19 protein-coding genes are annotated in these 21,324 nt (G+C 68.3%); 14 read left to right on the forward strand and 5 right to left on the reverse strand.

Annotated features, from left to right (window positions below):
• Positions 1 to 204 precede the first annotated feature (204 nt).
• The 8 genes from ACRSBM_RS15925 to ACRSBM_RS15960 all read left to right on the forward strand — a co-directional run bounded on the left by ACRSBM_RS15925 (position 205) and on the right by ACRSBM_RS15960 (position 10,320).
• Positions 205 to 1,671 (forward strand): helix-turn-helix domain-containing protein, encoded by a 1,467-nt coding sequence (locus tag ACRSBM_RS15925; RefSeq protein ID WP_434444168.1) that lies wholly within the window; start codon positions 205 to 207, stop codon positions 1,669 to 1,671.
• A gap of 563 nt (positions 1,672 to 2,234) precedes the next feature.
• Positions 2,235 to 3,071 (forward strand): IclR family transcriptional regulator, encoded by an 837-nt coding sequence (locus ACRSBM_RS15930; protein WP_434444169.1) that lies wholly within the window; start codon positions 2,235 to 2,237, stop codon positions 3,069 to 3,071.
• A 259-nt stretch (positions 3,072 to 3,330) separates the two neighbouring features.
• On the forward strand, positions 3,331 to 4,050 hold the full coding sequence (locus tag ACRSBM_RS15935; protein WP_434444170.1) for a tryptophan 2,3-dioxygenase family protein: 720 nt from the start codon (positions 3,331 to 3,333) through the stop codon (positions 4,048 to 4,050).
• Positions 4,051 to 4,054: 4 nt separating this feature from the next.
• Entirely contained in the window at positions 4,055 to 5,623 is a 1,569-nt protein-coding gene (locus tag ACRSBM_RS15940) for an HAL/PAL/TAL family ammonia-lyase (protein WP_434444171.1), read from the forward strand.
• On the forward strand, positions 5,616 to 6,230 hold the full coding sequence (locus ACRSBM_RS15945) for a UbiX family flavin prenyltransferase (RefSeq protein WP_434444172.1): 615 nt from the start codon (positions 5,616 to 5,618) through the stop codon (positions 6,228 to 6,230). Before ACRSBM_RS15940 ends, ACRSBM_RS15945 begins: the two co-directional genes overlap by 8 nt.
• The gene (locus ACRSBM_RS15950) at positions 6,199 to 7,692 is read left to right on the forward strand and encodes a UbiD family decarboxylase (RefSeq protein WP_434444173.1); all 1,494 of its coding nucleotides are present in this window, start codon (positions 6,199 to 6,201) and stop codon (positions 7,690 to 7,692) included. Before ACRSBM_RS15945 ends, ACRSBM_RS15950 begins: the two co-directional genes overlap by 32 nt.
• The gene (locus tag ACRSBM_RS15955) at positions 7,689 to 8,711 is read left to right on the forward strand and encodes an NADP-dependent oxidoreductase (RefSeq protein WP_434444174.1); all 1,023 of its coding nucleotides are present in this window, start codon (positions 7,689 to 7,691) and stop codon (positions 8,709 to 8,711) included. Before ACRSBM_RS15950 ends, ACRSBM_RS15955 begins: the two co-directional genes overlap by 4 nt.
• A 145-nt stretch (positions 8,712 to 8,856) precedes the next feature.
• Complete coding sequence (locus ACRSBM_RS15960) at positions 8,857 to 10,320, forward strand: hypothetical protein (protein WP_434444175.1); 1,464 nt, start codon at positions 8,857 to 8,859, stop codon at positions 10,318 to 10,320.
• 275 nt (positions 10,321 to 10,595) lie between these two features.
• Here the strand turns inward: ACRSBM_RS15960 and ACRSBM_RS15965 are convergent, their stop codons facing one another.
• On the reverse strand, positions 10,596 to 11,915 hold the full coding sequence (locus ACRSBM_RS15965; protein WP_434444176.1) for an MFS transporter: 1,320 nt from the start codon (positions 11,913 to 11,915) through the stop codon (positions 10,596 to 10,598).
• 344 nt (positions 11,916 to 12,259) lie between these two features.
• Between ACRSBM_RS15965 and ACRSBM_RS15970 the strand changes: the two genes are divergently transcribed.
• The gene (locus tag ACRSBM_RS15970; RefSeq protein ID WP_434444177.1) at positions 12,260 to 13,327 is read left to right on the forward strand and encodes an AI-2E family transporter; all 1,068 of its coding nucleotides are present in this window, start codon (positions 12,260 to 12,262) and stop codon (positions 13,325 to 13,327) included.
• A 106-nt stretch (positions 13,328 to 13,433) separates the two neighbouring features.
• On the opposite strand, the gene ACRSBM_RS15975 is transcribed toward ACRSBM_RS15970, so the two are convergent.
• The gene (locus ACRSBM_RS15975) at positions 13,434 to 13,718 is read right to left on the reverse strand and encodes a hypothetical protein (protein ID WP_434444178.1); all 285 of its coding nucleotides are present in this window, start codon (positions 13,716 to 13,718) and stop codon (positions 13,434 to 13,436) included.
• Between the two features lie 210 nt (positions 13,719 to 13,928).
• On the opposite strand from ACRSBM_RS15975, the gene ACRSBM_RS15980 reads away from it, so the two are divergent.
• Positions 13,929 to 14,309: an STAS domain-containing protein gene (locus tag ACRSBM_RS15980; protein ID WP_434444179.1), complete on the forward strand. Its 381-nt coding sequence runs from the start codon at positions 13,929 to 13,931 to the stop codon at positions 14,307 to 14,309.
• A 6-nt stretch (positions 14,310 to 14,315) separates the two neighbouring features.
• Here the strand turns inward: ACRSBM_RS15980 and ACRSBM_RS15985 are convergent, their stop codons facing one another.
• Entirely contained in the window at positions 14,316 to 14,756 is a 441-nt protein-coding gene (locus tag ACRSBM_RS15985) for an ATP-binding protein (protein WP_434444180.1), read from the reverse strand.
• Between the two features lie 173 nt (positions 14,757 to 14,929).
• On the opposite strand from ACRSBM_RS15985, the gene ACRSBM_RS15990 reads away from it, so the two are divergent.
• Entirely contained in the window at positions 14,930 to 16,027 is a 1,098-nt protein-coding gene (locus tag ACRSBM_RS15990) for a Vms1/Ankzf1 family peptidyl-tRNA hydrolase (RefSeq protein WP_434444181.1), read from the forward strand.
• Between the two features lie 9 nt (positions 16,028 to 16,036).
• Here ACRSBM_RS15990 and ACRSBM_RS15995 read toward each other — a convergent pair whose 3' ends face one another.
• A complete protein-coding gene (locus ACRSBM_RS15995; RefSeq protein WP_434444182.1) occupies positions 16,037 to 17,662 on the reverse strand; it encodes an alpha-amylase family protein in 1,626 nt (541 codons plus the stop codon).
• A gap of 223 nt (positions 17,663 to 17,885) precedes the next feature.
• Here ACRSBM_RS15995 and ACRSBM_RS16000 point away from each other — a divergent pair, with 223 nt between their 5' ends.
• Positions 17,886 to 18,587: a DsbA family oxidoreductase gene (locus ACRSBM_RS16000; RefSeq protein WP_434444183.1), complete on the forward strand. Its 702-nt coding sequence runs from the start codon at positions 17,886 to 17,888 to the stop codon at positions 18,585 to 18,587.
• On the forward strand, positions 18,584 to 18,736 hold the full coding sequence (locus ACRSBM_RS16005; protein WP_434444184.1) for a hypothetical protein: 153 nt from the start codon (positions 18,584 to 18,586) through the stop codon (positions 18,734 to 18,736). The genes ACRSBM_RS16000 and ACRSBM_RS16005 overlap by 4 nt, the downstream gene beginning before the upstream one ends.
• Before the next feature lie 20 nt (positions 18,737 to 18,756).
• Here the strand turns inward: ACRSBM_RS16005 and ACRSBM_RS16010 are convergent, their stop codons facing one another.
• Positions 18,757 to 20,292 (reverse strand): alpha-amylase family glycosyl hydrolase, encoded by a 1,536-nt coding sequence (locus tag ACRSBM_RS16010; RefSeq protein WP_434444185.1) that lies wholly within the window; start codon positions 20,290 to 20,292, stop codon positions 18,757 to 18,759.
• Between the two features lie 247 nt (positions 20,293 to 20,539).
• Between ACRSBM_RS16010 and ACRSBM_RS16015 the strand changes: the two genes are divergently transcribed.
• Positions 20,540 to 21,244, forward strand: a complete 705-nt coding sequence (locus tag ACRSBM_RS16015) for an alpha/beta fold hydrolase (protein ID WP_434444186.1) — start codon at positions 20,540 to 20,542, stop codon at positions 21,242 to 21,244.
• Positions 21,245 to 21,324 lie beyond the last annotated feature (80 nt).

The following is a 21,324-nucleotide window of genomic DNA, read 5'->3' on the forward strand; positions in this document are numbered from 1 at the left end:
GGGTGCGGCACGTATAGGCCTAAAGGGTGAACTTCGGCCCTGTCGCTCGATCGTTTGGGACGAACGAGGGTTCAATGTGGCCGATTCGTCGACGCGTGGAAAAGGGGGGATGCTTGTTGCCTCTGTTTCAAGCTCGCTGAATCAAATCGCATCCGCGCGAGCCGTCGAATTTGTCGCGCGTATTGTAGTGCCGCAGGAGTGTGCATGATCTCGTCTGAACCGCGACTGGATGGCAGCGGCATGCTGCGTCCCGAGATCGAAGCCTCGTGGCGGCGTTCTCTGGGCACCGGTTTGAGCCCGTTGAGCACCGTGCACAAGCTGCCGATTCTGCCGATACGCGGAGACAGCGCGCTCTTGCACGCGTCCACCGAAGTGCTTGATCAGATGGCGCGGGACATCGGCGGCATCCCGCTGAGCGTGGTGCTGGCGGACGCCGACGGCAAGATCGTGGGTTCCCGGATCGGACGTGCGCGCCTGGGGGCGGATCTCGCGGCCAGCGGCGTCGTCGTCGGCCGCCGGTTCACCGAGGAGTCCAGCGGGACCAACTCGATCTCGCTGGCTCTGGCGCTGGGCCGGAAGGCCGCGGTGATCGGCGAGGAGCACTTCCTCAACAGCTTCAAGCGGTTCGCCTGCTTCGGGCATCCCATCACCGATCCCGCGACCGGCGATGTCGTGGGCGTGCTCAACCTCGTCTGCGCGGCCGATCTGGCGAGTCCGATGGGGTTTCCGTTCATCGCGAGCTACGTCCGGGAGATCGAGAACCGTCTCGGCGCTGGAGCCGGCACGCGGTCCGTGACCGGGAGCGCGCTGATCGAACTGGAACGCGACAGGTCAGCTCAGCGGTGGCTGGATCACAAGCTGGCGCGCTATCGGGAGTTGCGGCTGCCCGTACTCGTCGCCGGAGAGCGCGGGACAGGTCGCACGACGATGGCCCAACGGCTGGCCGGCGCGCATCCGGTCCTGGCGCTGAATCTCGACGAAACGGTTCCCACGGCGCACGAGGTGGTGCGACTCTGCAGGCAGAGCCCTGCGCATCGAGATCAGCCTCTGCTCGTCGTCGACGACATCGATCGTCTGAACCCTGAACAGGCAATGCGACTGGTGGAACTGCTCGATTCCGGCACGGAGTGGATCGCCATGGTCAGCAGGCCGGCGTCCGAGATCATGGGTGTTCATCGCGAGCTCGTCTCGCGCTGTGTGGGGCAGATCGACCTGCCCTCGCTTCGTGATCGCGTCGACGAGTTGCCCGCGCTGGTGTCGGAGTATCTGGCGCTGGCCGGAGCGGCGGGCAGGCTGAGCTTCGCGCCGAACGTCTGGCAGACGCTGCGCGAACATCCGTGGTTCGGCAACTTCCACGAACTGTTCGAGCTCGTCAACCATCTGCTGGCGTTGCGGATCAGTCGGGAAGTCACCGTTCTCGACCTGCCCGAACGCTTCCGCGGCAACCCGGAGAAACGACCGCAGAGCCTGATAGAGAAAGCCGAGTACGAGCTGATTCTCAAGGCCTTGCACGCCTGCGCGGGAAACCGGGGACAAGCCGCCAGGTACCTCGGTATCAGTCGCTCGACCCTGCATCGCAGGCTCCGCAGCTTCGGTATCGACGCATATTTGTCGAACGTGTCGGCGGGGGCCTGCCAGCCCGGCTCGGCAACGGCGGTCGGAACTGCCTGAGCGACTCCGCGTTTCGAAGACATGAACGCGGGTCAACAGCTTCTGGCGTTCAGGCTGCGGCGAAACATACTCCGGTTGAACATACCGCGGTGTTCACAGTGTGAACCTCCGGCCGCGTCTTCGTGATGCGTGGTTACGCCTATCAGGCGGGATCTCTGAGTCTGTTGTGTCAATCTGAGACAGGCCTTTTGCAACGCCTGGCCGTCTGATTGACTTCGATTGTTGACGACGCAACTTCCCTTGGGGGCACGGGGTGGTTCTGGTGGATGCGCATTTCCGTACGGCGGTGGCCGTGAGCGACAGCTGACACCGCCACAGCCGCATCTGTCCACGCCGTGACACAGGAGAACCAAATGTCTGCTCCGGTCGAACCAGGGTCCGCGCACGTGAACGTGCATTTTTCCGGCGGATCGCAGCAGCCGGAACGGAATCGTTCTCTGCCGCGAAACCGCGGCGTGAGGCGCCGTGCGAGTGCCGCTGAACCGTCGGCAGCCGGTCGAAGTCGCTTTCCTGATCATCCGATGGTGTGCAACGTCGGGCTTGGTGTGCGAGCTGGAGGACGGATGAACGTCGAGCAAGGCGGGTACGCGGAGTGCGAGTCCGCACTGGAGTACTCCGTCGCCGATGGCGAGAGAGGTGGCCGTACCGCCGCGACGAAGGTGCTGCAAGTGCTGCAGGCCTTCGCTGCGTACACGTCACCGGTGTCGCTGGCTCAGCTCGCTCGCCACACCGAGCTGCCGAAGTCCACCACCCATCGGATGGTGAAGTTCCTGCGCGAAGCCGGCTTCGTCGACATGGTCGACGGCCACTTCCTGCTCACCACCAAGATCGCGGACCTGGCGCTCGCCGTCCAGTTTCCCCGGACGGAGGGCATGCGCGAGGTCTTGTTGCCGTGCCTGGCGGAGCTGTACGAGCTCACCCACGAAGTCGTACAGCTCGTGGTGCGCTGCGGCGAGATGGGCCGTGTCGTCGAACAAGTCCACGGCCGGCGTTCGAACTCACTCGTCAGACAGCTCCCCGGCATGATGCCGCTGCACTGCACGGCTGGAGGCAAGGTGCTGCTGGCCTGCTCCGAACCGGCGTCGCTGCGCCGGACGGGAAAGCTGCATGCCTACACGTCCGCCACCATCACCTCCGAGACGCGGCTGGCCGCCGAACTCGCGAACGTCGACAGGAACGGTCTTGCGTTCGACCGGAGTGAGTGGATCAGCGGGATGACGGGAGTCGCGGCGCCGTTGTGGGGTCCTGGCAGGACTCTGCTGGGGGCGATCGCGGTCGTCGGACCGGTGGAGAGGTTCGTGCCGGACACCGCCGCGGCACGGGTGCGCCGCATCACCGACATCGCGGTGCGGGAGTTGCAGGCCGCCGGGTATCTGGCGCGTGAGCAGTCGGCCAGCTGACCGAACCGAAGATTCAACGCTCGATCTGTGCCATCCAGTGGGATGGACGCCCCGGTTCTCGCGAAACGTTTGTAGGTTTTACTGCAGCGTTCGGGCGCGGAGCAGACCTGTACCGAAGCGGGAAAGAGCGGTGCTGCGGTTTCCTGGATCCGCGTCGAAGAAAAGTGGTGCGCTGGTGCGTGAAATCGCAAAGCTGGAGATGCACTAGTCGTTCGAGTTCGAATCTCTGGTTCTAATACGATCTCTTGGGGATGTGTCGATGTTCTCCTCTCGTCGAGTTGACGGAAGTCACTACGCCCAGTATCTGAACCTCGATGTACTCCTGGATCTGCAAAGCCCGAGATCTTCTGCCGAGGACCCCTGGGTTCATGGCGATGAACACCTGTTCATCGTCGTCCATCAGTGCAGCGAGTTACTGCTGCGGCAGGTGCTGGTCGACTTGAACGAGGCGGCTGCCGTCATGGGCTCCTCGTCTTCCGGTCACGACCTGAGGCGGTGTGACGACAACTTGCGGCGTGCCGGGGAACTGTTGAACCTGCTGGGCGCTTCGATGACGGCGCTGCATTCGATGCGAGTGGGTTCCTTCGCGGCGTTCCGCCCCCTGCTCGGCAGTGCCAGTGGCGTGCAGTCCGCCCAGTTCCACGAGCTCCGGCAGGTGCTGGGCATGGCGGGAACGGGAAAGAGCGTGCTGTTCGACGCTTTTGAGAAACTGCTTGCCGCGAACGGGTTCGAGATCAGTGAGATTTTCCGGAGCGTGGATTCGGATCACATCGTCCGGCGCGTGGCGGAATCGATGCTGAACCTCTCGGAGGCGGTCTGGCAGTGCCTGAACCAGCACGTGCGGTTGGTCGCGTGGACGCTGGGGGACGCCAGGGGCACGGCGGGCAGTCGCGGAGTCACGTATCTGGAGAAGCGGGTCGCGGCGCCGTTCGACGAGTTGTGGCAGGCGCGATCCGTGCCTTTCGCCGAAGGTGCGTGACGCCATGCAGCTGAAGATCGACGGTGAGAGTCTCACCGTCCTGGGCGTGTGTCAGGCGTCCGCACAGCCAGGTCCGCGCATCGTGTTCACACCTTCCGCCGAGAACCGGATGACCGCGTCGCGTCAGGTGCTGTCCGACCTGCTGGCGGCGGGAGCACCCGTGTACGGCGTGACGACCGGTCTCGGGGACAGCGTGGGGCGGAAGTCGGACCCCGCCTCCGGTCCCGTGCTGCAGCAGTTGCTGATCACCTCCTACCTCAACGGAACCGGCCCGATCGCGTCACCGGAGCTGGCGAGGGCGACGATGCTGGTGCGGCTCAACTGCCTGGCGCGGGGAGATTCCGCGATCGACCCGGCGGTGGTGGACCGCTTGGCACTGTTGCTCGAGCACGACGTACTGCCGCTCATCCCGGAGCGCGGATCGGTCGGCGCCAGCGGCGACCTGATGCACCTGAGCTACCTGGCCGCCCCGCTCGTCGGGGAAGGGGAGGTCTACCACCGGGGTGCGCCTCGCCCGGCGCGACAGGTGCTCGACGAACTCGGCCTGGAACCCCTGCGCCTGGCACCGAAGGACACCATCGCGCTGGTCAACGGGACTTCGTTCTCCACGGCCCTGGCCGCGCTGGTGACCGGCGGGGCGGGCGACCTGGTGGCGGCCGCCGAGGCGGCCACGGCGCTGGCGACCGAGGCGTTGCTGGGCAACCGTGGCCACTTCGCGCCGTTCATCAACGAACGCAAGCCACACCCGGGACAGGTGGCGAGCGCGAAACAGATCATGAGTTACGTCGACGGGTCACGCCTGGCACTCGACCACAGCGTCCACGACGACGGGACAGGTCGCGCCGTCGCGCAGAGCCGCTATTCGATCAGGTGCGCGCCCCACGTCATCGGCGTGCTCAGAGACACCGCGTCCTGGGTGACGCGCTGGGTCGACACCGAGATCAACTCGTCGAACGACAACCCGCTCTTCGACAGCGCGGCCGTCACCGTCCACAGTGGCGGCAACTTCTACGCGGGTCACATCGCGCAGGCGATGGACTCGCTCAAGCCGGCCCTGGCCAACGTCGCGGATCTGCTGGACCGGCAGCTGGCACTGCTGGTCGACGAGAAGTTCAACAACGGGTTGCCGGCCAATCTCGTGCCGCACGACCTCGCGACGGGACCGGATGCCGCACTGCACCACGGGTTCAAGGGAATGCAGATCGTCGCGTCCGGCCTCACCGCGGAGGCGCTGAAGCTGTGTGCGCCCGCGGGTGTGCACTCCCGATCGACCGAATCGCACATGGAAGACAAGGTCAGCATGTCGGGTATCGCTGCGCGAGACGCCCGCACGGTCCTGGAACTGGTAACGGAGGTCACGGCCATCCAGCTGCTCGCCGCGTGTCAAGCGGTCGAACTGCGAGGTGTCGAGGCGGCGGCATCCGGTACGGCCGCGGTGCTTCGTGCTGTGCGCGAACGGGTCGCTCCGATGCACAGCGGACGCCGCATGGACCGCGACATCCAGGAGGTCGTCGACCTGATCAAGACAGGGCGGCTCACCGAGCGCAAGATAGTGGGGGACAACGATGTCTGACCGGATCGTCGTGGGCATCAGTGGCTCGACGGGCATCGTGTACGCGGTCGAGCTGCTGAAGATGTTCCGCGCCAACAACATCGAGTCCCACGTCGTGATGTCCCGGGCCGCCCGGCTCACCCTCGCGCACGAGAGCGACCTCACGGTCGACGACGTCGCGGACCTCGCCCACACGATGTACGCGCCGAACGACATCGGCGCCGCCATCGCCAGCGGCTCGTTCATCACGAGGGGCATGGTCGTCGCGCCCTGTTCCGTCAAAACCGTCGCCCAGATCGCGATGGGCAACAGTGACAGCCTGCTGCCGCGTGCGGCGGACGTCGCACTCAAGGAACGACGACGTCTGGTGCTGATGGTCAGGGAGACCCCGCTTTCCCTGATCCACCTGCGGAACATGGTCGCCGTGACGGAGGCCGGCGCCATCGTGGCCCCACCCATGCCCGCCTTCTACACCAGGCCGGAATCGATCGACGACATAGTGCGTCACAGCGTGAACAGAGTTCTGGATCTGCTCGGCATCGCGGACAACGAGTACTCGTCGCGCTGGGACGGGCAGATGACCACGAGGAGAAAACGTGAACCTGCGGCGCCTGCACAGCCTGCGTGAGTACATCGACGCGCTGATCGCGCTGGACGATCTCCAGGAATGGCCGCACGAGGTCGATCTGGACCTCGAGGTCGGAGCGGCGATCCGGCACTGCTACGACAAGTCGGCGCCCGCACCGCTCTTCACCCGTGTCCGCGGGCGGGACGGCGGCTTCCGGATCCTCGGCGCGCCCGGTGCGCTGAGCTCCGTGCCGGGCGCTCCGTTCGCCAGGATCGCGTTGTCGCTCGGGCTGCCGGTCTCGTCGTCCGGTCCGGACATCGTGCGCGCCCTCGCCGACGCCCGATCGGTGCCCCCGATCGCGCCGGTCGTGGTGGATTCCGGTCCCTGTCAAGAGAACGTGCTGCTCGGCGACGACGCCGACCTCACCCGGCTGCCGGTTCCGTTGTTGCACGACGGCGACGGAGGCCCGTACATCAACACCTGGGGCACGATCATCGTCGCGACCCCGGACGGGCGCTGGACGAACTGGTCGATCGCTCGCATCATGCAGCTCGACCGGAACCGCATGACGGGCATCCTGCACTTCCGCCAGCACCTGGGCCAGATCTACCGCCAGTGGGTCGACCTGGGGCGCCCCATGCCCTTCGCGCTCGTCCAGGGCGCCGAACCCGCCGTGCCGTTCGTCGCGGGCATGGCGTTGCCGGACGGAGTCGAGGAGGTGGGCTTCCTGGGCGGGTACTTCGGTCAGCCGCAGTCGTTGGTGCGCTGCAAGACCGTCGATCTGCACGTGCCCGCCGACGCCGAGATCGTGATCGAGGGTCACGTCGCGGTGGGGGAGACGGCGCTCGAAGGTCCGATGGGCGAGTACACCGGCTACATCTCCGGCGGGGCACGCCCGCTTCCCGTGTACCACGTCAGCGCCATCACCCATCGCGACCAGGCGGTCCTTCCCGTGGTCGTGGCGGGCGAGCCGGTGGAGGAAACCCAGACGGCGAGTGGGATCACGGCGTCGGCGGAACTGCTGTACCAGCTCCGCCAGACAGGTTTGCCGGTGACAGACGTCTGGTACTCACTGGAAAGCGCACTCCACTTCCTGGTGGTGACCGTGCCTCGCGACTGGAACGAGCGCACCGGGCTCGACTCCGAGAAGCTCAACCGCGCCGTCGCGGAGGTCGTCGCCAAGTCCAAGGCGGGCATGTGGGCGTCGCGTGTGCTGCTGCTCGACGACGATGTCGACCCGACCGACGCGAACGAGGTGTTGTGGGCGTTCGCCACCCGGTCCCACCCGACCAACCGGCAGCACGTGGTCGACGAGAAGCCGATCGTTCCCCTCATGCTCGGTTACAGCCCGGCTGAGAGGCAGGCGGCGGCGGGCCCGTTGAAGGCATACGACTGTCTGTTGCCCACGGACGACAGCCGCCCGCGCCGAACCGCCTTCACCCACAACTATCCGGCCGAGGTCCAGCGGCGAATCGCCGACATGACGAGTGCTACGTCCGATGACGCAGGAGGAACGGTATGAAACTCGGAGATCGCCTGTTGCGCACGCCCGAGTACCCGGGCCTCGCGCCGGTCAGCGCGCGCACCGCTGACGGCCGCATGCGCGTCGTCGTCGCCGAACGACCCGGCGAGCCCGAAGTGTTGCAGCTGCGGGAGATGGACAGGCCCGCGCCTGAGCTCACCGAGATCCTCGTACGGGTGCGTGCGGCGGGAGTGAATCCCTGCGACTGGAAGACCCGCAGCGGACAGGGCGGTCTGGGACATGACGAGTTCCCGATGATCCTCGGCTACGACGTGGCCGGTGTGGTCGAGGCGGTCGGGCCGGGAGTCACCCTGTTCGCTCCCGGCGACGAGGTGCTCGGCATGCCCAAGTTCCCCGCGCTGCCCGGCGGTTACGCCGAGTTCGTCACCGCCGCCGCCCGCCAGTTCGTGCGCAAGCCCGCGAGCATGACGTTCGAGGAGGCGGCGGGTCTCCCGCTCACCGGTTCGACCGCCTGGCAAGGTCTGGTGGACACGGCGAAGGTCTCGGCCGGCCAACGGGTTCTCGTGCACGCGGCGGCGGGCGGGGTCGGTCATCTGGCAGTGCAGATCGCCAAGAGCCTCGGCGCTCACGTCATCGGCACGGCGAGTGCGGCCAAACACGACTTCGTGCGCGCGCTGGGCGCCGACGAGGTGATCGACTACCGCGGCGCCGACTTCGCCGAGGTGCTCGCGGACGACCCGGTGGACGTGGTGTTCGATCCGGTGGCCGGTGACTACGGCATGCGGTCGTTGCGCGTGCTCGCGGACGGCGGAGTGCTGGTTTCCGTGCTGCCGCCGGAGGAAAAGGTCGTCGCCGAGGCCCAGCGACGCGGCATCGCCGTCCGGTTCTTCCTGGTGGAACCGGATCAGGTGGCACTCAACGCACTCGTCGAGCTGGTGAACGCCGGCCGGCTTCGCGTTGCGGTCGACTCGGCGTACTCCTTCGACGAGGCGGCTCGGGCGCATCGGCGCGGCGAGACGAACGGCGCCACCGGGAAGATCGTGCTGCGCGTGCACTGAAGCTCCGGCTGCTCTCCCTGGTGCGGTAAAAGGACTTCGTGCGGCCGACGGTGCGAGACGTGCCCGATGGCAGTAACAGGTCACGGTGTGGATCACGGCCCACCGCGGCGGAACCATGGTCGGTGTCCGCGAGGGAGGGACCACCATGGATCAGCCGATGTTGCCCGAGGACCAGACCAGCCGGGTCGACGATCCACAGGTCGCCGTCCTGCTCGGATCGACCGGCTGGTCCCGGGACCAGCCGGTCCTCGCGCCGGAGCCGGTGTTCCGGCCCCGCGACGCGGTGGCCGCCGCGATCGGCAACGCCTCCCTGCTCGGCGTCGGCTACCTGGTGCTGGGACGGCGCATGCTGGCCTTCCAGACCATGCTGGTGACGTTCGTGCTGCTGATCGTCGTCGCCGCCGTGCCGTCGGTGTGGTCCGAGGTTGCGGTGGTGGTGTGGTGGGCGGCCATGATCTTGCACGGCTGGTACCTCGGCGGAGGGCGGGACGGTTCGGTGGTGCGCGGGCACCGGCGGATCGCGCTCGCTGTCACGGTTCCCGTGCTGCTGGTCTTCGGGCTGGTGCGGTTCGACGCCGCGCGGCTCGAGGGACACGTCGCCGAGGCCCGGCAGGAGGGTGACTGCGCGCGGGCGGAGACCGAGCTGGCGAAGGTGTGGTTCGGCCACCGCGTGGTCGACGCGCCGATGACCGTGCGCACTGACCGGACCGTCGAAGCGTGCCGGCGGCTGGAGCGGGCGTCGGCCAGGCTCGACGACTCGTTGGTCGAGGGGGACACGGCCGCACTGGGCGAAGGTTTCCGCGACCTCGGCGCGGTGCTGACGGAGCTGCCCGGCCACGACAGGATGGTCGACGTCGCGCTGGACCGGTTCCTCGGCGGCCTGCCCACGAAGGACGCCTGCCGCACCAGCTCGCTCACCGACTGGCTGAAGGAGCGGAAACCCACCGGCGACGGGCTGGACCGGGCGGCGGCCGTGGTGGCGCGCGTCGCACCCCCTGCGCTCCTCGGGTGCGGTGACGCGCGGATGGCGGTCAACGACTTCCGCCTGGCCCAGCAGCGGTATCAGCAGCTGCTCGACCAGTACCCCGGCCACGAGCTGACCGGCAAGGCGCAGGAAGGTGTCACGAAGGCCAGGCTCGCGGCCGAGCTGGCGCACGTCCGCACCCTGCACGGCGGCTACTGCGCCCGGCCCGCCGCGTACAGCGGTGCGCCCGAGTTCCGCAGGGGCGCCGTCAACCGGGCGGTGATCTGGGGCAACCGCCAGTACGTGGACAAGCTGCCCGGTGACTGGCTCACCCACGACGTCGGCGAGGCCGTGCTCGTGGTGTGCACCGGCCAGACCGAGTTCGGTGCCCCGACCGAGACCTGCCCGTACCGGAGCTCCAGCACGGGCCGGTCCGGCAGCGTGACCTTCCGCAAGATCGCCATCCCGGTCAAGGCGTACGAGCTGCGGACCGGCAAGGTCGTGGTGGAGACCAGGGTGGAGATCGGTGGCACGAGCTGCCCGAGCATCTTCTTCGCCTCGGGTGACGGCCCGCCGCCGAACAAGTACGTGAGCCCTTCCGACAGCGACGTCCGCGCGGGCTACGCCGCGGTGATCACCCCTTGACGGGCTGACGCGGACCGGCCGGGCGCCCAGCCCGCCCGGCAGTGAGGTTGATGAAAGCTGCCCTCATCGACGTTGTCTCGCGGAGTCCTGGGCGGACTGTTCACGGCCCCTGTTTGCACGCCCGGTGACGTCGCCGGCCAGCTCGGGTTCGAACTGGCCGGCCGGCTGACCCCCGAACTCGGCGGGGAGCTGACCAGGGCGCTGCGGGACACCGGGCATGTGTGCGGACGCTATCCGTGCCCGTTGCCTCCTCCCAGCCATTCCGGGGTTCACGATCAGGTCTGTCGCGAAGCCCTGACCTTGGGCTTCACACGCACCCGAGCACGGCGGCGCGGGCGCGTGCGCGGCGTGGGCTGCTGCGGGTGCCCGGCCGGGTGTGCGACGCCGCGTTGCCGGCGCAGCACCCGGTGGGCGAGTGCCGTCCGGTGTTGCGGTGACGCGCCGAAGAGGGTGGCCGCGCTCAGCGTGACGAGCAGGGTCACGGTGCCCGCCAGCACCAGCGTCGTGTTCGCTCCGACCCGCTCGCACAACCAGCCGAGCAGGGGAGCGCCGATCGCGCCCGCGGCGGCGCCCACGGACCCGCTGATCGCGAGCATCCGGCCGCGCATGCCGTCCTCGGAGTCGAGTTGCAGGCGGGCGCTCATCGTGGTGTCGATCAGCACCGCCGCCGCCGCGATGGGCACTAGCACGATGGCGAACGTGATGGATCCCGGCATGACGCCGCTGATGGCCTGCAGCAGGCTGGCCAAGCCGGCGGCCACGAGCAGCAGCCGCACGGACAGCGTGCTCCGTGCCGCCGCGACCAGTCCGCCGATGACGGTTCCGGCGGCGAACACCGACGACAGCACGCCGTACATGGCGGCGTCCGCACTCATCGCCGCCATGGTGACCTGGTAGTTGCGGCCGAGGCAGGACAGGACGAACCCGAGGGTGACGAGCAGCAGCAGACGGCCGCTGGTGGCGACGTACCGCAGGCCGTCCCACACTCCCGCGCGGTTCGGGGTGCTGGTGGCGAGCGGGTGGAACTCCGCGCTGCGGATGGTCAGCACGGTGGCGATGACGGCGACGAAGCTGAGACCGTTGAGCACGAACAACATCGGTGCGCCGACGAGCGCGGTCAGCACTCCCGCCGTGCTCATGCCGAGGATCCGGCCCACCGAGTTGATCACTGAGCCGAGCGCGACCGCGTTGGCGAGTCCGTCCCGCGGCACGATTTGGCTGCTCAGCCGGCCGAACGCGGGACCGTCGAACACGGAGATCAGCCCGGCGGTGAAGGTGAGCGCGTAGATCGACGCCATCGGCAGGCCGGACCAGACGGCGAACGCGAGCGTGCCGGCCAGCACCGCGTGCAACGTCTGACAGACCAGCACGATCCGGCGCACCGGCAACCGGTCGGCGAGCGCGCCCGCCCACGGGCCGAGGAGGACGGCGGGCAGCGTGCTGAGCAGCACCGAGAACCCGACCGAGGTCACGGATCCCGTGCGCTCGAGCACCAGCCAGTTCAGGCCGATGACCTGCATCCATGAGCCGGTCACCGAGATGAGGTCCGCGGCGGCCCATCGGCGGTAGTTCCGATGGCGCAGCGCACGGAACATCGGCGGCATAGTTCGCCGCAAAGTACAACTCCTCGAACGGGGGTTTGGGCCAGACATCGTGGCCCGGACAGTCAACAAGCCTAGGTGCGGCTGCGCGGTGTCCAAACGTGAGAACGTTCACGCCTCGGCCGTAACACTTCTCCTGCCCTGGGTACGGCCGCCTGGGCCTCCACAGTGGAGGCCGTCGCATGGCTGTGATCAGTGCAATTCGCCACAGCTGAGTACGGACAACCGATGAAATCGTGACGTGGACGACGCGCGGTCACCGCCGCAGTGCTCCCGTCCATCAAGAGATGGTTCGGGACCAGAGGTTTACCGTCAGGCGGACGCGGAAGCCTCTCCATGTGAACGCGGGTGAACGGCTGCGTGCGGCCTCACTGGTGTGCCTGCAGCTGCTGATCATCGGCGTCGCCGTGTGGGCCGTCTGCCACCTGCTGGCGCGACTGGCGGTGGTCGTGGTCCCGTTCGCCATCGCGGTCCTGCTGGCCGCCCTGCTGGCGCCCGCCGTGTCGTGGCTGTCGGGGCGAGGTCTGCCGCGTGCCCTGGCCACCGCGCTCGTCCTGCTGGCCGCGATCGCCGTGCTCGGCGGGTTCCTGACGTTCGTGGTCAGCTCGCTGGTCAGCGCTATCCCGGAGTTGCGCACGCAGCTCGACGACAGCCTCGCCCAGCTGCGCGGCCAGTTGTCCGGCGTCGGTTGGGGTGACGAGGCGCTCACTCAGGCGCGCGAGTGGCTGGCCCGCAATCGCGAGTCGCTGGCCTTTGGCGCGTGGGGCGTGTTCACCAGCGCGGGGTCGATCCTCGGCGGGCTGGTGTTCGTCCTGTTCATCACCCTGTTCCTGCTCTACGACGGACGCCGGATCTGGCGCTTCGCGCTGCGCGCCGTGCCCGGCGAGTGGCGGCTGCGCGTGCACCGCGGTGGCCTGCACGCCTTCCGCGACCTGTCGGCCTACACGCGGGCGTCCATCGCGGTCGCGATCATCGACGCCGTGGGCATCGGCCTGGGTCTGTGGATCATGGACGTGCCGCTGGTGCTGCCGCTGGCGGCGCTGGTGTTCCTCGGCGGTTTCGTTCCGCTGGTGGGCGCGTTGTTGTCCGGCGCGGTGTGCGTGCTGGTCGCGCTGGTCAGCGGCGGACCGGTGACCGCCCTGGTCATCCTGGGTGTGGTGGTGCTGGTGCAGCAGATCGAGGGCAACGTCCTGGAGCCGCTGCTGATGGGCGGTGCCGTCACCCTGCACCCGCTGGCCATCATTCTCGCCGTTGCCGTGGGCGGCAGTCAGGCGGGCATCATCGGCGCGGTGCTGGCCGTGCCCGTCGTGACGACGGTGCGGGCGCTGCTCGGTGCGGGCATTCTCAGAGCAGCGCCACCACGCCACATGCCACGGCTGCGACGGTGGCCGAGGCGGGCAGGGTGAGGACCCGGCCCTCGGCGACCGAAGGCACCGACGTTCGTGCTCATCTCGGTGAAAGTTCGAAGAACCTCGCGCCCGCCGGCCTACGGCTGATGCGTGTGCCGTTTTCTCACGCCGCGCCCATGCGCCGTCGCAGCTCCGGCAGGAACTCGGCGTCCTGGCCGACGAGCGCGGCGGGATCGAGTTCATGTGGGACTGTCGTGTTGGGCTCCCGGTCGAGCAGGTACCGCAGGATCTCGCCGACGAGGGTGGTCTCGTCGAATTCGGACAGTGCGAGGTCGTCGAGGAAATCCTGGGACAACACGACGTGGTGCGTGGTCGTCTCCATGCCTTCGTGGACCTCCGCCGCGTACTCGCGGTCGGCCATGGGCATGACTCGGACATTCGTGCTCATGGCGGTTGTTTACCCGTGGCCGGGTAGCGGAAACGCGCGACTCGCGCCGGGTGCCGCGTCGTTTGAGTTGAGCGGTCAACTACTGACGGTCAGAAGGTCTCACGGGTTGTAGCAAGACCGGATTGGTCGTAACGTCCATCGGAGAGCAATGCATTTGTGGGAGGACCGCCTGGGTCGGTTGGAGCAGCGACAACGGGGAGTTGCGTCGCAATGGACGGGTTCGACGCCGAAGATCTCGTCAACGTCACCACCACAGTGGTGGATGGGGTCGTAGTCACGCGCGCAGCCGGCGAAATCGACATTTCCAGCGTCGACCTGGTGCGTGAGGAGCTGGCGAAGCAGCTCGACCGGCATCCGGTTTCGCTGGTGCTCGATCTCGGTGCGCTGACGTTCATCGGGTCGACCGGTATCAACATGCTGATCGAGGAACAGCTACGCGTGCAGGAGCTCGGTACCGCGTTCGTGGTCGTGGCCGACCAGAGCGTTGTGCTGAAACCACTGGAAATCGCCGGTGTGCTCGACGTGCTCGTGGTGTGCCCGAGCGTGCCGGAGGCGATTCGGCTGCTCCAGGGCCATCCAGCGAGCGAGTAGCCGGCTTCAGCGGCAACCCGTCGGTGCAGCGGCGTCGATAGGACTGTGCAGGCCGATCTGGGCCCACACGGTCTTGCCTGCCGCCTGGGCGGTCGTTCCCCATCTCGTGGTGAAGTTGTCCACGAGCCGGAGTCCGTTCCCTCGGGTCTCGTCCAGTTGCGACAGGCCCAGCACAGGCGGATAGGGAGAGATGTCGTCGACCTCGACCAGGACGACATCCGGCCGCCGGATCCGCCACAGCCGGATCTGGCAGGCGAACCAGGCGTGCTCGTAGGCGTTGGTCACCAGTTCGGTGGCGACCAGCAGCACGGCATGCCGTTCGTGCGTGGACAGGTCCGCCAAGGCGTCGGCGATCCGGCGCCGTATCGCGGCGAGCGGTGGTGTGCTGGCGTCCAGGTCCATCAACACGAGCGGCGGCTCGGCGGAGGCTTCGTCGCGGCTTGCCATCGACTGCGTCCTCTCCCTGAAGACGTTCTTCCAGGGCAATACCCGGGACGTGAGTCGCGAAACGGCGGCGGTCACCAGGCCACCGGCTGGGGCTTGGCCGGAAATCCCCGTACGTGGCGCAACTGCGCGGGCGGTTGCCGTGTACGCGTCCGCGTGCCGGGTAACACCGCTACATGGACATGTCGAAGTTGCGAGATCTAGCCCTCGCACCCGGTCCGTTCGCGTCGGTCTACCTCGACGCGTCGCATGACACGGAGGACGCGGTCAAGGTCGCCGAGTTGCGGTGGCGGGGACTGCGAGACCGGCTCGCGGACGAGGGTGCACCGGAGGAGACGCTGGCCGCGCTGGACGAGGCCGTGTCCGCCGCCGAGCCTCCCGCGGGCAAGGCCGGGCGCGTGCTGATCGCCGCGGGTTCCAGCGTGGTGGTGAACCAGACGCTGCCGGTGCCGCCGCCGGCCGACACCACGCGGTTCTCGTTGTTGCCGGACCTGCTGCCGCTCGCTTCCTACCTGCCGCCACCGGTGCCGCACGTCGTCGTTGTCGCCGACTCGTCCGGCGCCGACCTGCACTCGTTCGACGGGCAGGTCGAGCTGGTGGAGTCCGTTCGCGGCAAGGAGCACCCGCTGCACAAGGTCGGTGGGGGCGGATGGGCCCACAAACGGCTGCAGCAGCGCGTGGAGGACACCGTCAAGCACAACGCGAAGCAGGTGGCCGACGCGGTGGAACGGCTGGTCGACGAGGTGCACGCCGAACTCGTCGTGCTCGGCGGCGAAGTGCAGGCACGCAGCGCGGTGCGGCACGAGCTCGGCCTCGACGACGATCTCGTCGTGGAAATCGAGGGAGCGGGCCTGGCAGGAGGTACCGACGAGGAAGAGTTCGACAACGCCGTGCGCGCTCTCGTGGCGCAGCGCCAGCAACAACACGACGCCGACATCGTCGAACGGTTCCGTGCCGAACTCGGCCGCGAGGGGCTCGCCGTCGAAGGCCTCGCCCAGGTGACCGACGCGTTGCGTCAGGCCAATGTGGACACGCTGGTCGTCAACACCGACGTGCTCGCGGACCAGCTGGTGTGGACGAGCGGTCAGCCTGACCAGGTCAGTGTGGACGAGGCCAGCGTCCGTCAGTCCGATGTGGAGTCAGGTCCCGTCGAACGCAACCGTGCCGACGACGCATTGACGCGTGCGGCTGCCGTGACCGGCGCGAACGTTGTCGTCGGGGACGACATCAAGGTGCTCCAGGGCGTCGGGGCGATCCTGCGCCACCGTCCATAGTGACCGGCGTCAGGACCACGGGATGTCGGCCAGGCGGATCCAGCGGAAGCCGTAGCCGTTGAGCTCCAGCGAGAGCAGGTCGATGTCGTTGTCGTAGGGGCCGTCCGCCACGACGTTCTGCGGCGGCTCCTCCTCGGGCGACAGCGGCGGCACGGACACCCGGCAGGCGTCCGGGGCGAGGTTGTGCGCGAAGAGCATGATGCCGCGCGGCCCGCGCGCCACGTGCACGAGCACGTGCGGTGGGCCGATGTCGAGCACCTCGTGCTCGCCGGTGGCGATCTCCTCGCACTCGCGTCGAGTGTGCAGAATGCGTTCGAACCAGGTGAGCAGGCTGTGCGGGTCGCTGCGCTGGCGGGCCACGTTGACCTCGGTGTAGCGGTGCCGTCCGGTGCTGATCACCGGCCTGATCAGGGAGGCTGCCCTGGAGAACCCGGCGTTCGTCGCGTCCGACCACTGCATCGGGGTGCGGATCGCCTCACGTTCGGGCAGGCTCAGGTCCTCGCCCATGCCGATCTCGTCGCCGTAGCGGATGACCGGCGTGCCGGGCAGGGTGAGCTGCAGGCTGTACGCCAGCTCGATGCGGCGGCGGTCACCTCCGAGCATCGGCACCAGCCGCCTGCGGATGCCGCGTCCGTACAGCTGCATGTCCGGCTCCGGCCCGAACGCGGCGAACACGTCGTCCCGCTCGTCGGGTCGCAGCCTGCCGAGGTCCACCTCGTCGTGGTTGCGCAGGAACGTGGCCCACTGCGCGTTCTGCGGCAGATCCGGCAGTTCGCGCAGCACCGTCGCGATCGGACCGCCGTCGCACCGTGCCAGTGCGAGCATCACCGCCTGGTTGAGCCGGAAGCTGAACAGCATCAGCGCCCTGCTCGCCCGGTTGTCGCTGTGCCCGAAGTACTCCAGCACCTCGCCGTCCTCGACGTTCGCCTCGGCGAGGACCACCGCGTCCCGGCGCTCCCACGACGCGGTCTCCCGGATGTCCCGCAGCAGGCTGAAGTCCTGGCCGGACCTCGACGAGACCAGGAACGGTGCCGCGTCGACCCGGAACCCGGACACACCCAGCCGCGACCAGAAGCTGACGATCTTGCGGATCTCCGCGCGCACCGCGGGGTTGTCCGTGTTGAGGTCTGGCTGGAAGTGGTAGAACCGGTGCCGGTACCAGGCGTCCGAGCAGTCGTCGTAGGTCCAGGTTCCTGTTTCGGTGCCGGGGAAGACCGAACCTTCCCAGCGGTCGGCGGGTTCGGTGTCCGACCAGACGTACCAGTCCCGCAGCGGCGAGTTCCGGTCGGCACGTGCGGCGCGAAACCACGGGTGCTCGTCGCTGGTGTGGTTCACGACCAGGTCCATCATCACGCGCACGCCCCGTTCGTCGGCGTGGTCGAGCAGTTCGGCGAAGTCACCGAGAGATCCCAGCCGGGGATCGATGGAGTAGTAGTCGGTGACGTCGTAGCCGCCGTCGCGCCGCGGTGACGGGTGGAACGGGTTGAGCCACACCGTGTCGACGCCGAGCCGGGACAAGTAGTCGAGCCGGCTCATGAGGCCGGACAGGTCGCCGACGCCGTCGCCGTCGGAGTCCTGGAACAGGCACACGTCCAGGGAGTAGATGACCCCGTTGCGATACCAGCGCTCCACCATGGCGGCAGGATTCCCGCCGTCCGCCTGGTGAACCACGTCGTGGTCATGGTGGTCTGATCGTGTGTCCCCCTGTCGCACGGTGCCCGATTGACCACTTCATGGCACCAGGCGCGACCGGACGCAGCTCTCACAAGCCAGGTCCCCGGAGCCGCGCCGGTTTCGGGTGCGGTCGTCAGGGCAACCGTTCCGTACTGCGTGGCCTCGCCGAGGAAAGGAGGGTGTGATGTCGCGGCCGGAGGTGCGTTCCGGGACTATCGTGATCTACACCGACATCGCCTGCGCGTGGTCCACCGTCGCGATCGTGCGGTTGCTGCGCACCCGTGCCGACCTCGGCCTCGACGAGCAGGTGTACCTCGACCACCGGTGCTTCCTGCTGGAGGACGTCAACTCCTTCGCGATTCCGAAGAAGTTCCTCGACGCGGAGATCCCGGTCGTCGGCGCGCTCGAGCCGGAGCTGGGCTGGAAGAACTGGCAGGGCGACCCCTCGGAGTGGCCGGTCACGACGGCACCGGCCAACGAGGCCGTGCATGCCGCGAAGCTCCAGTCGGCCCAGGCAGCGGAGGAGCTCGACATGGCGTTGCGGGTGGCGTTGTTCCGCGACAGCCGGTGCATCTCGTTGCGGCATGAGATCGTCGACGTCGCGCAAGGCTGTCCGCACGTCGACGCCACCGAACTCGGTGAGGCACTGGACGACGGACGTGCGCGCGGTTCGATGATGCGGGACTACCGCACCCACCGCGATGCGGTGCAGGGCAGCCCGCACCTGTTCTTCGCCGACGGCTACGACGTGCACAACCCGGGCATCGAGCTGCACTGGGAAGGCGAACAGGGCGCCGGATACCCCGTCGTGGACTCCGACGACCCCACGGTGTTCGAGCACCTGCTGCGGCGCGCGGCCGATTCGCGGACCAAGGAGGCACGATGAGCAAGCGACCGAAGGCCCGGCGGCACAACGAGAAGGCGCTCGACGCGCAGGCCGACATGGAGCGGGCGGTGATGGCCCGATCCGGTCTCACCGCGGTCGCCGGGCTGGTCGTGGTCTGGCTGGTACTCCGGTGGATCCGCCACGGGTGAACTACACGGACAACAGCCGGTCACGCCCCGTCCGCAGCGAGCAGCAGGCCCTGTTCCGCCTCCATCCGGCCCGTGAAGCGGTCGCCCTCGTCCGCGTCGGCGCTCGCCACCAGCACGCGCCAGGCGCCGTCCAGCCTCAACGTCCTCGGTCCGTCGGCGAAGTTGATCGCGGCGACGCACATCTCGTCGCCGGCGCGGCGTGCGTACGCGAGCACCTCCGGCGGCGACGGCAGTTCCTCCCAGCTACCCTCCCGCAGCGCCCGGCTGCGCCGGCGTTCGGCGATCAACCGCCGGTACAGGGCCAGCGGCGAGGGCGACTGGCCGGCCGCACGCTCGACCGACAACTCTCCGGCGTCCGGCGGGAAAGGCAACCAGGGCCGGCCTCCTGACCAGCCGTGCGGTGGCTCCGCCAGCCAGGGCAACGGTGCCCGCGGCCCGTCCCGGCCACCCGGATCCACCCGCTCCCGCGGCCCTATCTCGGCGTCCTCCAGGCCGAGCTCCTCGCCCTGGAACAGAAACGGTGTCCCGCGCAAAGTCAACAGCAGCACGGCAGCCGCTCGGGCCCGCCGCATCGAGCCGCCGTACCGGGTGCGGTGCCGCTCGTTGTCGTGGTTGGACAGCACCCACGTGGGCCACGCGGCCATGGTTCCCAGTTCGTGCTCGACCTCGCGCACGCACATCCGGAACACCACGGGATCCCAAGGTGCGTCCAGCGGCGGGAAGTTGAACGACATGTGCAGCTCGTCGCCCGCGCCGTAGTACTGCGCGACCTGCTCGGTGGACCGGATGTTCACTTCCCCGACGACCATCCGTTCGCCGGGGTAGGAGTCCACCAGCCGCCGGATGCCGCGCAGGACCTCATGCGTGTAGGGCTGGTCGTTGAAGTCCGACAACGGTTCGCCCGCGGCACACCGAGGGTCGTCGGCGAAGTCCGGGTCCTTCGCGATGCAGTGCGCGACGTCGATCCGGAACCCGTCGACGCCGCGGTCCAGCCAGAACCGCAGCACCCCGTGCATGGCGTCGACCACCTCCGGGTTGCGCCAGTTCAGGTCGGGCTGCTCCGGCAGGAACAGGTGCAGGTAGTACTGACCGCTCGGCTCGTCCCAGGTCCAGGCACTGCCCGCCCCGAGAGCGGCCCGCCAGTTGTTCGGCTCGTCCCGCCAGATGTACCAGTCACGCCGGGGGCTGCTGCGGGAGGAGCGCGAGTCGACGAACCAGGGATGCTGGTCGGAGGTGTGGTTCGGCACGAAGTCCATCAGCACCCGCAGGCCGCGCTGGTGCGCCTCGGCGAGCAGGCCGTCCATGGCGGCGAGGTCGCCGAACACCGGGTCGATGTCGGTGTGGTCGCTGATGTCGTAGCTGGCGTCGGCCATGGGGGAGCAGTACACCGGTGACAGCCAGATCGCGTCCACGCCCAGGTCCTGCAGATGGTCCAGATGGCGGCGCACACCGTCCAGGTCACCGACACCGTCCCCGTTGCCGTCCGCGAACGACCGCGGATAGATCTGGTACACCACCGCGCCCTGCCACCACGGTCCAGTGCCTGTTCCCGCCATGCCAGCCCTCGCTTGTCCACTCGACACGGAACCGCCCCTCCACGCGAACGTTCGTGTACGGGTTCACCTGCGGCGACCGGATAAACATCCGGTCACACCGGGCGGTTGCCGCCGACCTGCTGACGTGGTGGGGCTCTCCAAACACCGTCAGGCAGGTATGTCCGTCCGGGCAAGAAGTGCAGCCGCGGGTACTCGACCGACTCCACCTCACCCGGTGCGGCGGCCGGCCGGGGTACCGTTGATCTTCATGGAAAGCGAGAAGCCGAGGACTTTCGTCCTCGTGCATGGTGCCTGGCACGGCCCATGGTGCTGGGCGAGGGTGGCCGAGCACCTGAGGGCGCGCGGTCACGAGGTCGTGTGTCCACAGCTCCCGTCCGACACCGCCGGCGCCGGCCAGGACGAGTACCTCGCGGCGATCGAAGACGCCCTCCCAACCCGGTCCGACGTCGTTCTGGTCGCGCACTCGATGAGCGGGCTGCTGGCGCCACTGGCGGCCGGCAACCCCGCGGTGACCTCTCTCGTCCTGCTCGCCGCCCTGGTGCGCCGGCCAGGGACCACCTGGGCGGACAACGGACTCGAGCCGTTCCCCGAGCCGATGCGGAAGGTGCTCGCCCGCGCCACCTTCGACGAGTCCGCTCGCCTGGTCCTGGATCCGGCCGACGCGACCGAGCTGTTCTACCACGACTGCCTCCCGGCCGACGCCGCCGACGCGGCCGGCCGGTTGCGCCCCGACGCGACGTTGCTGTATCGGCAGACCTGCCCGGATCTGCCGGAGCGCAAGGTGCCGACCACCTACGTGTCGTGCCGTGACGATCGTGCCGCGGACGGCACGTGGAACGCCGCCATGGCCCGGGAGTTGCTCGATGCCAAGGTCCTGGAGATCGACGGTGGCCACTCGCCGTTCTGGTCGGAGCCGGAACGACTCGCCGCGCTGCTGGCCGAGCTGGCCTGACTCGCGCCGCTCAGCCTCGGCTCGAGCGTGCCGGTGAAGAACGTGACGTCGACGGGCGCAAAGTCGCGCGGAGGCGATTG

The organism is Lentzea xerophila, assembly GCF_051094245.1.
GTDB classification, from domain to species: Bacteria; Actinomycetota; Actinomycetes; order Mycobacteriales; family Pseudonocardiaceae; genus Lentzea; species Lentzea xerophila.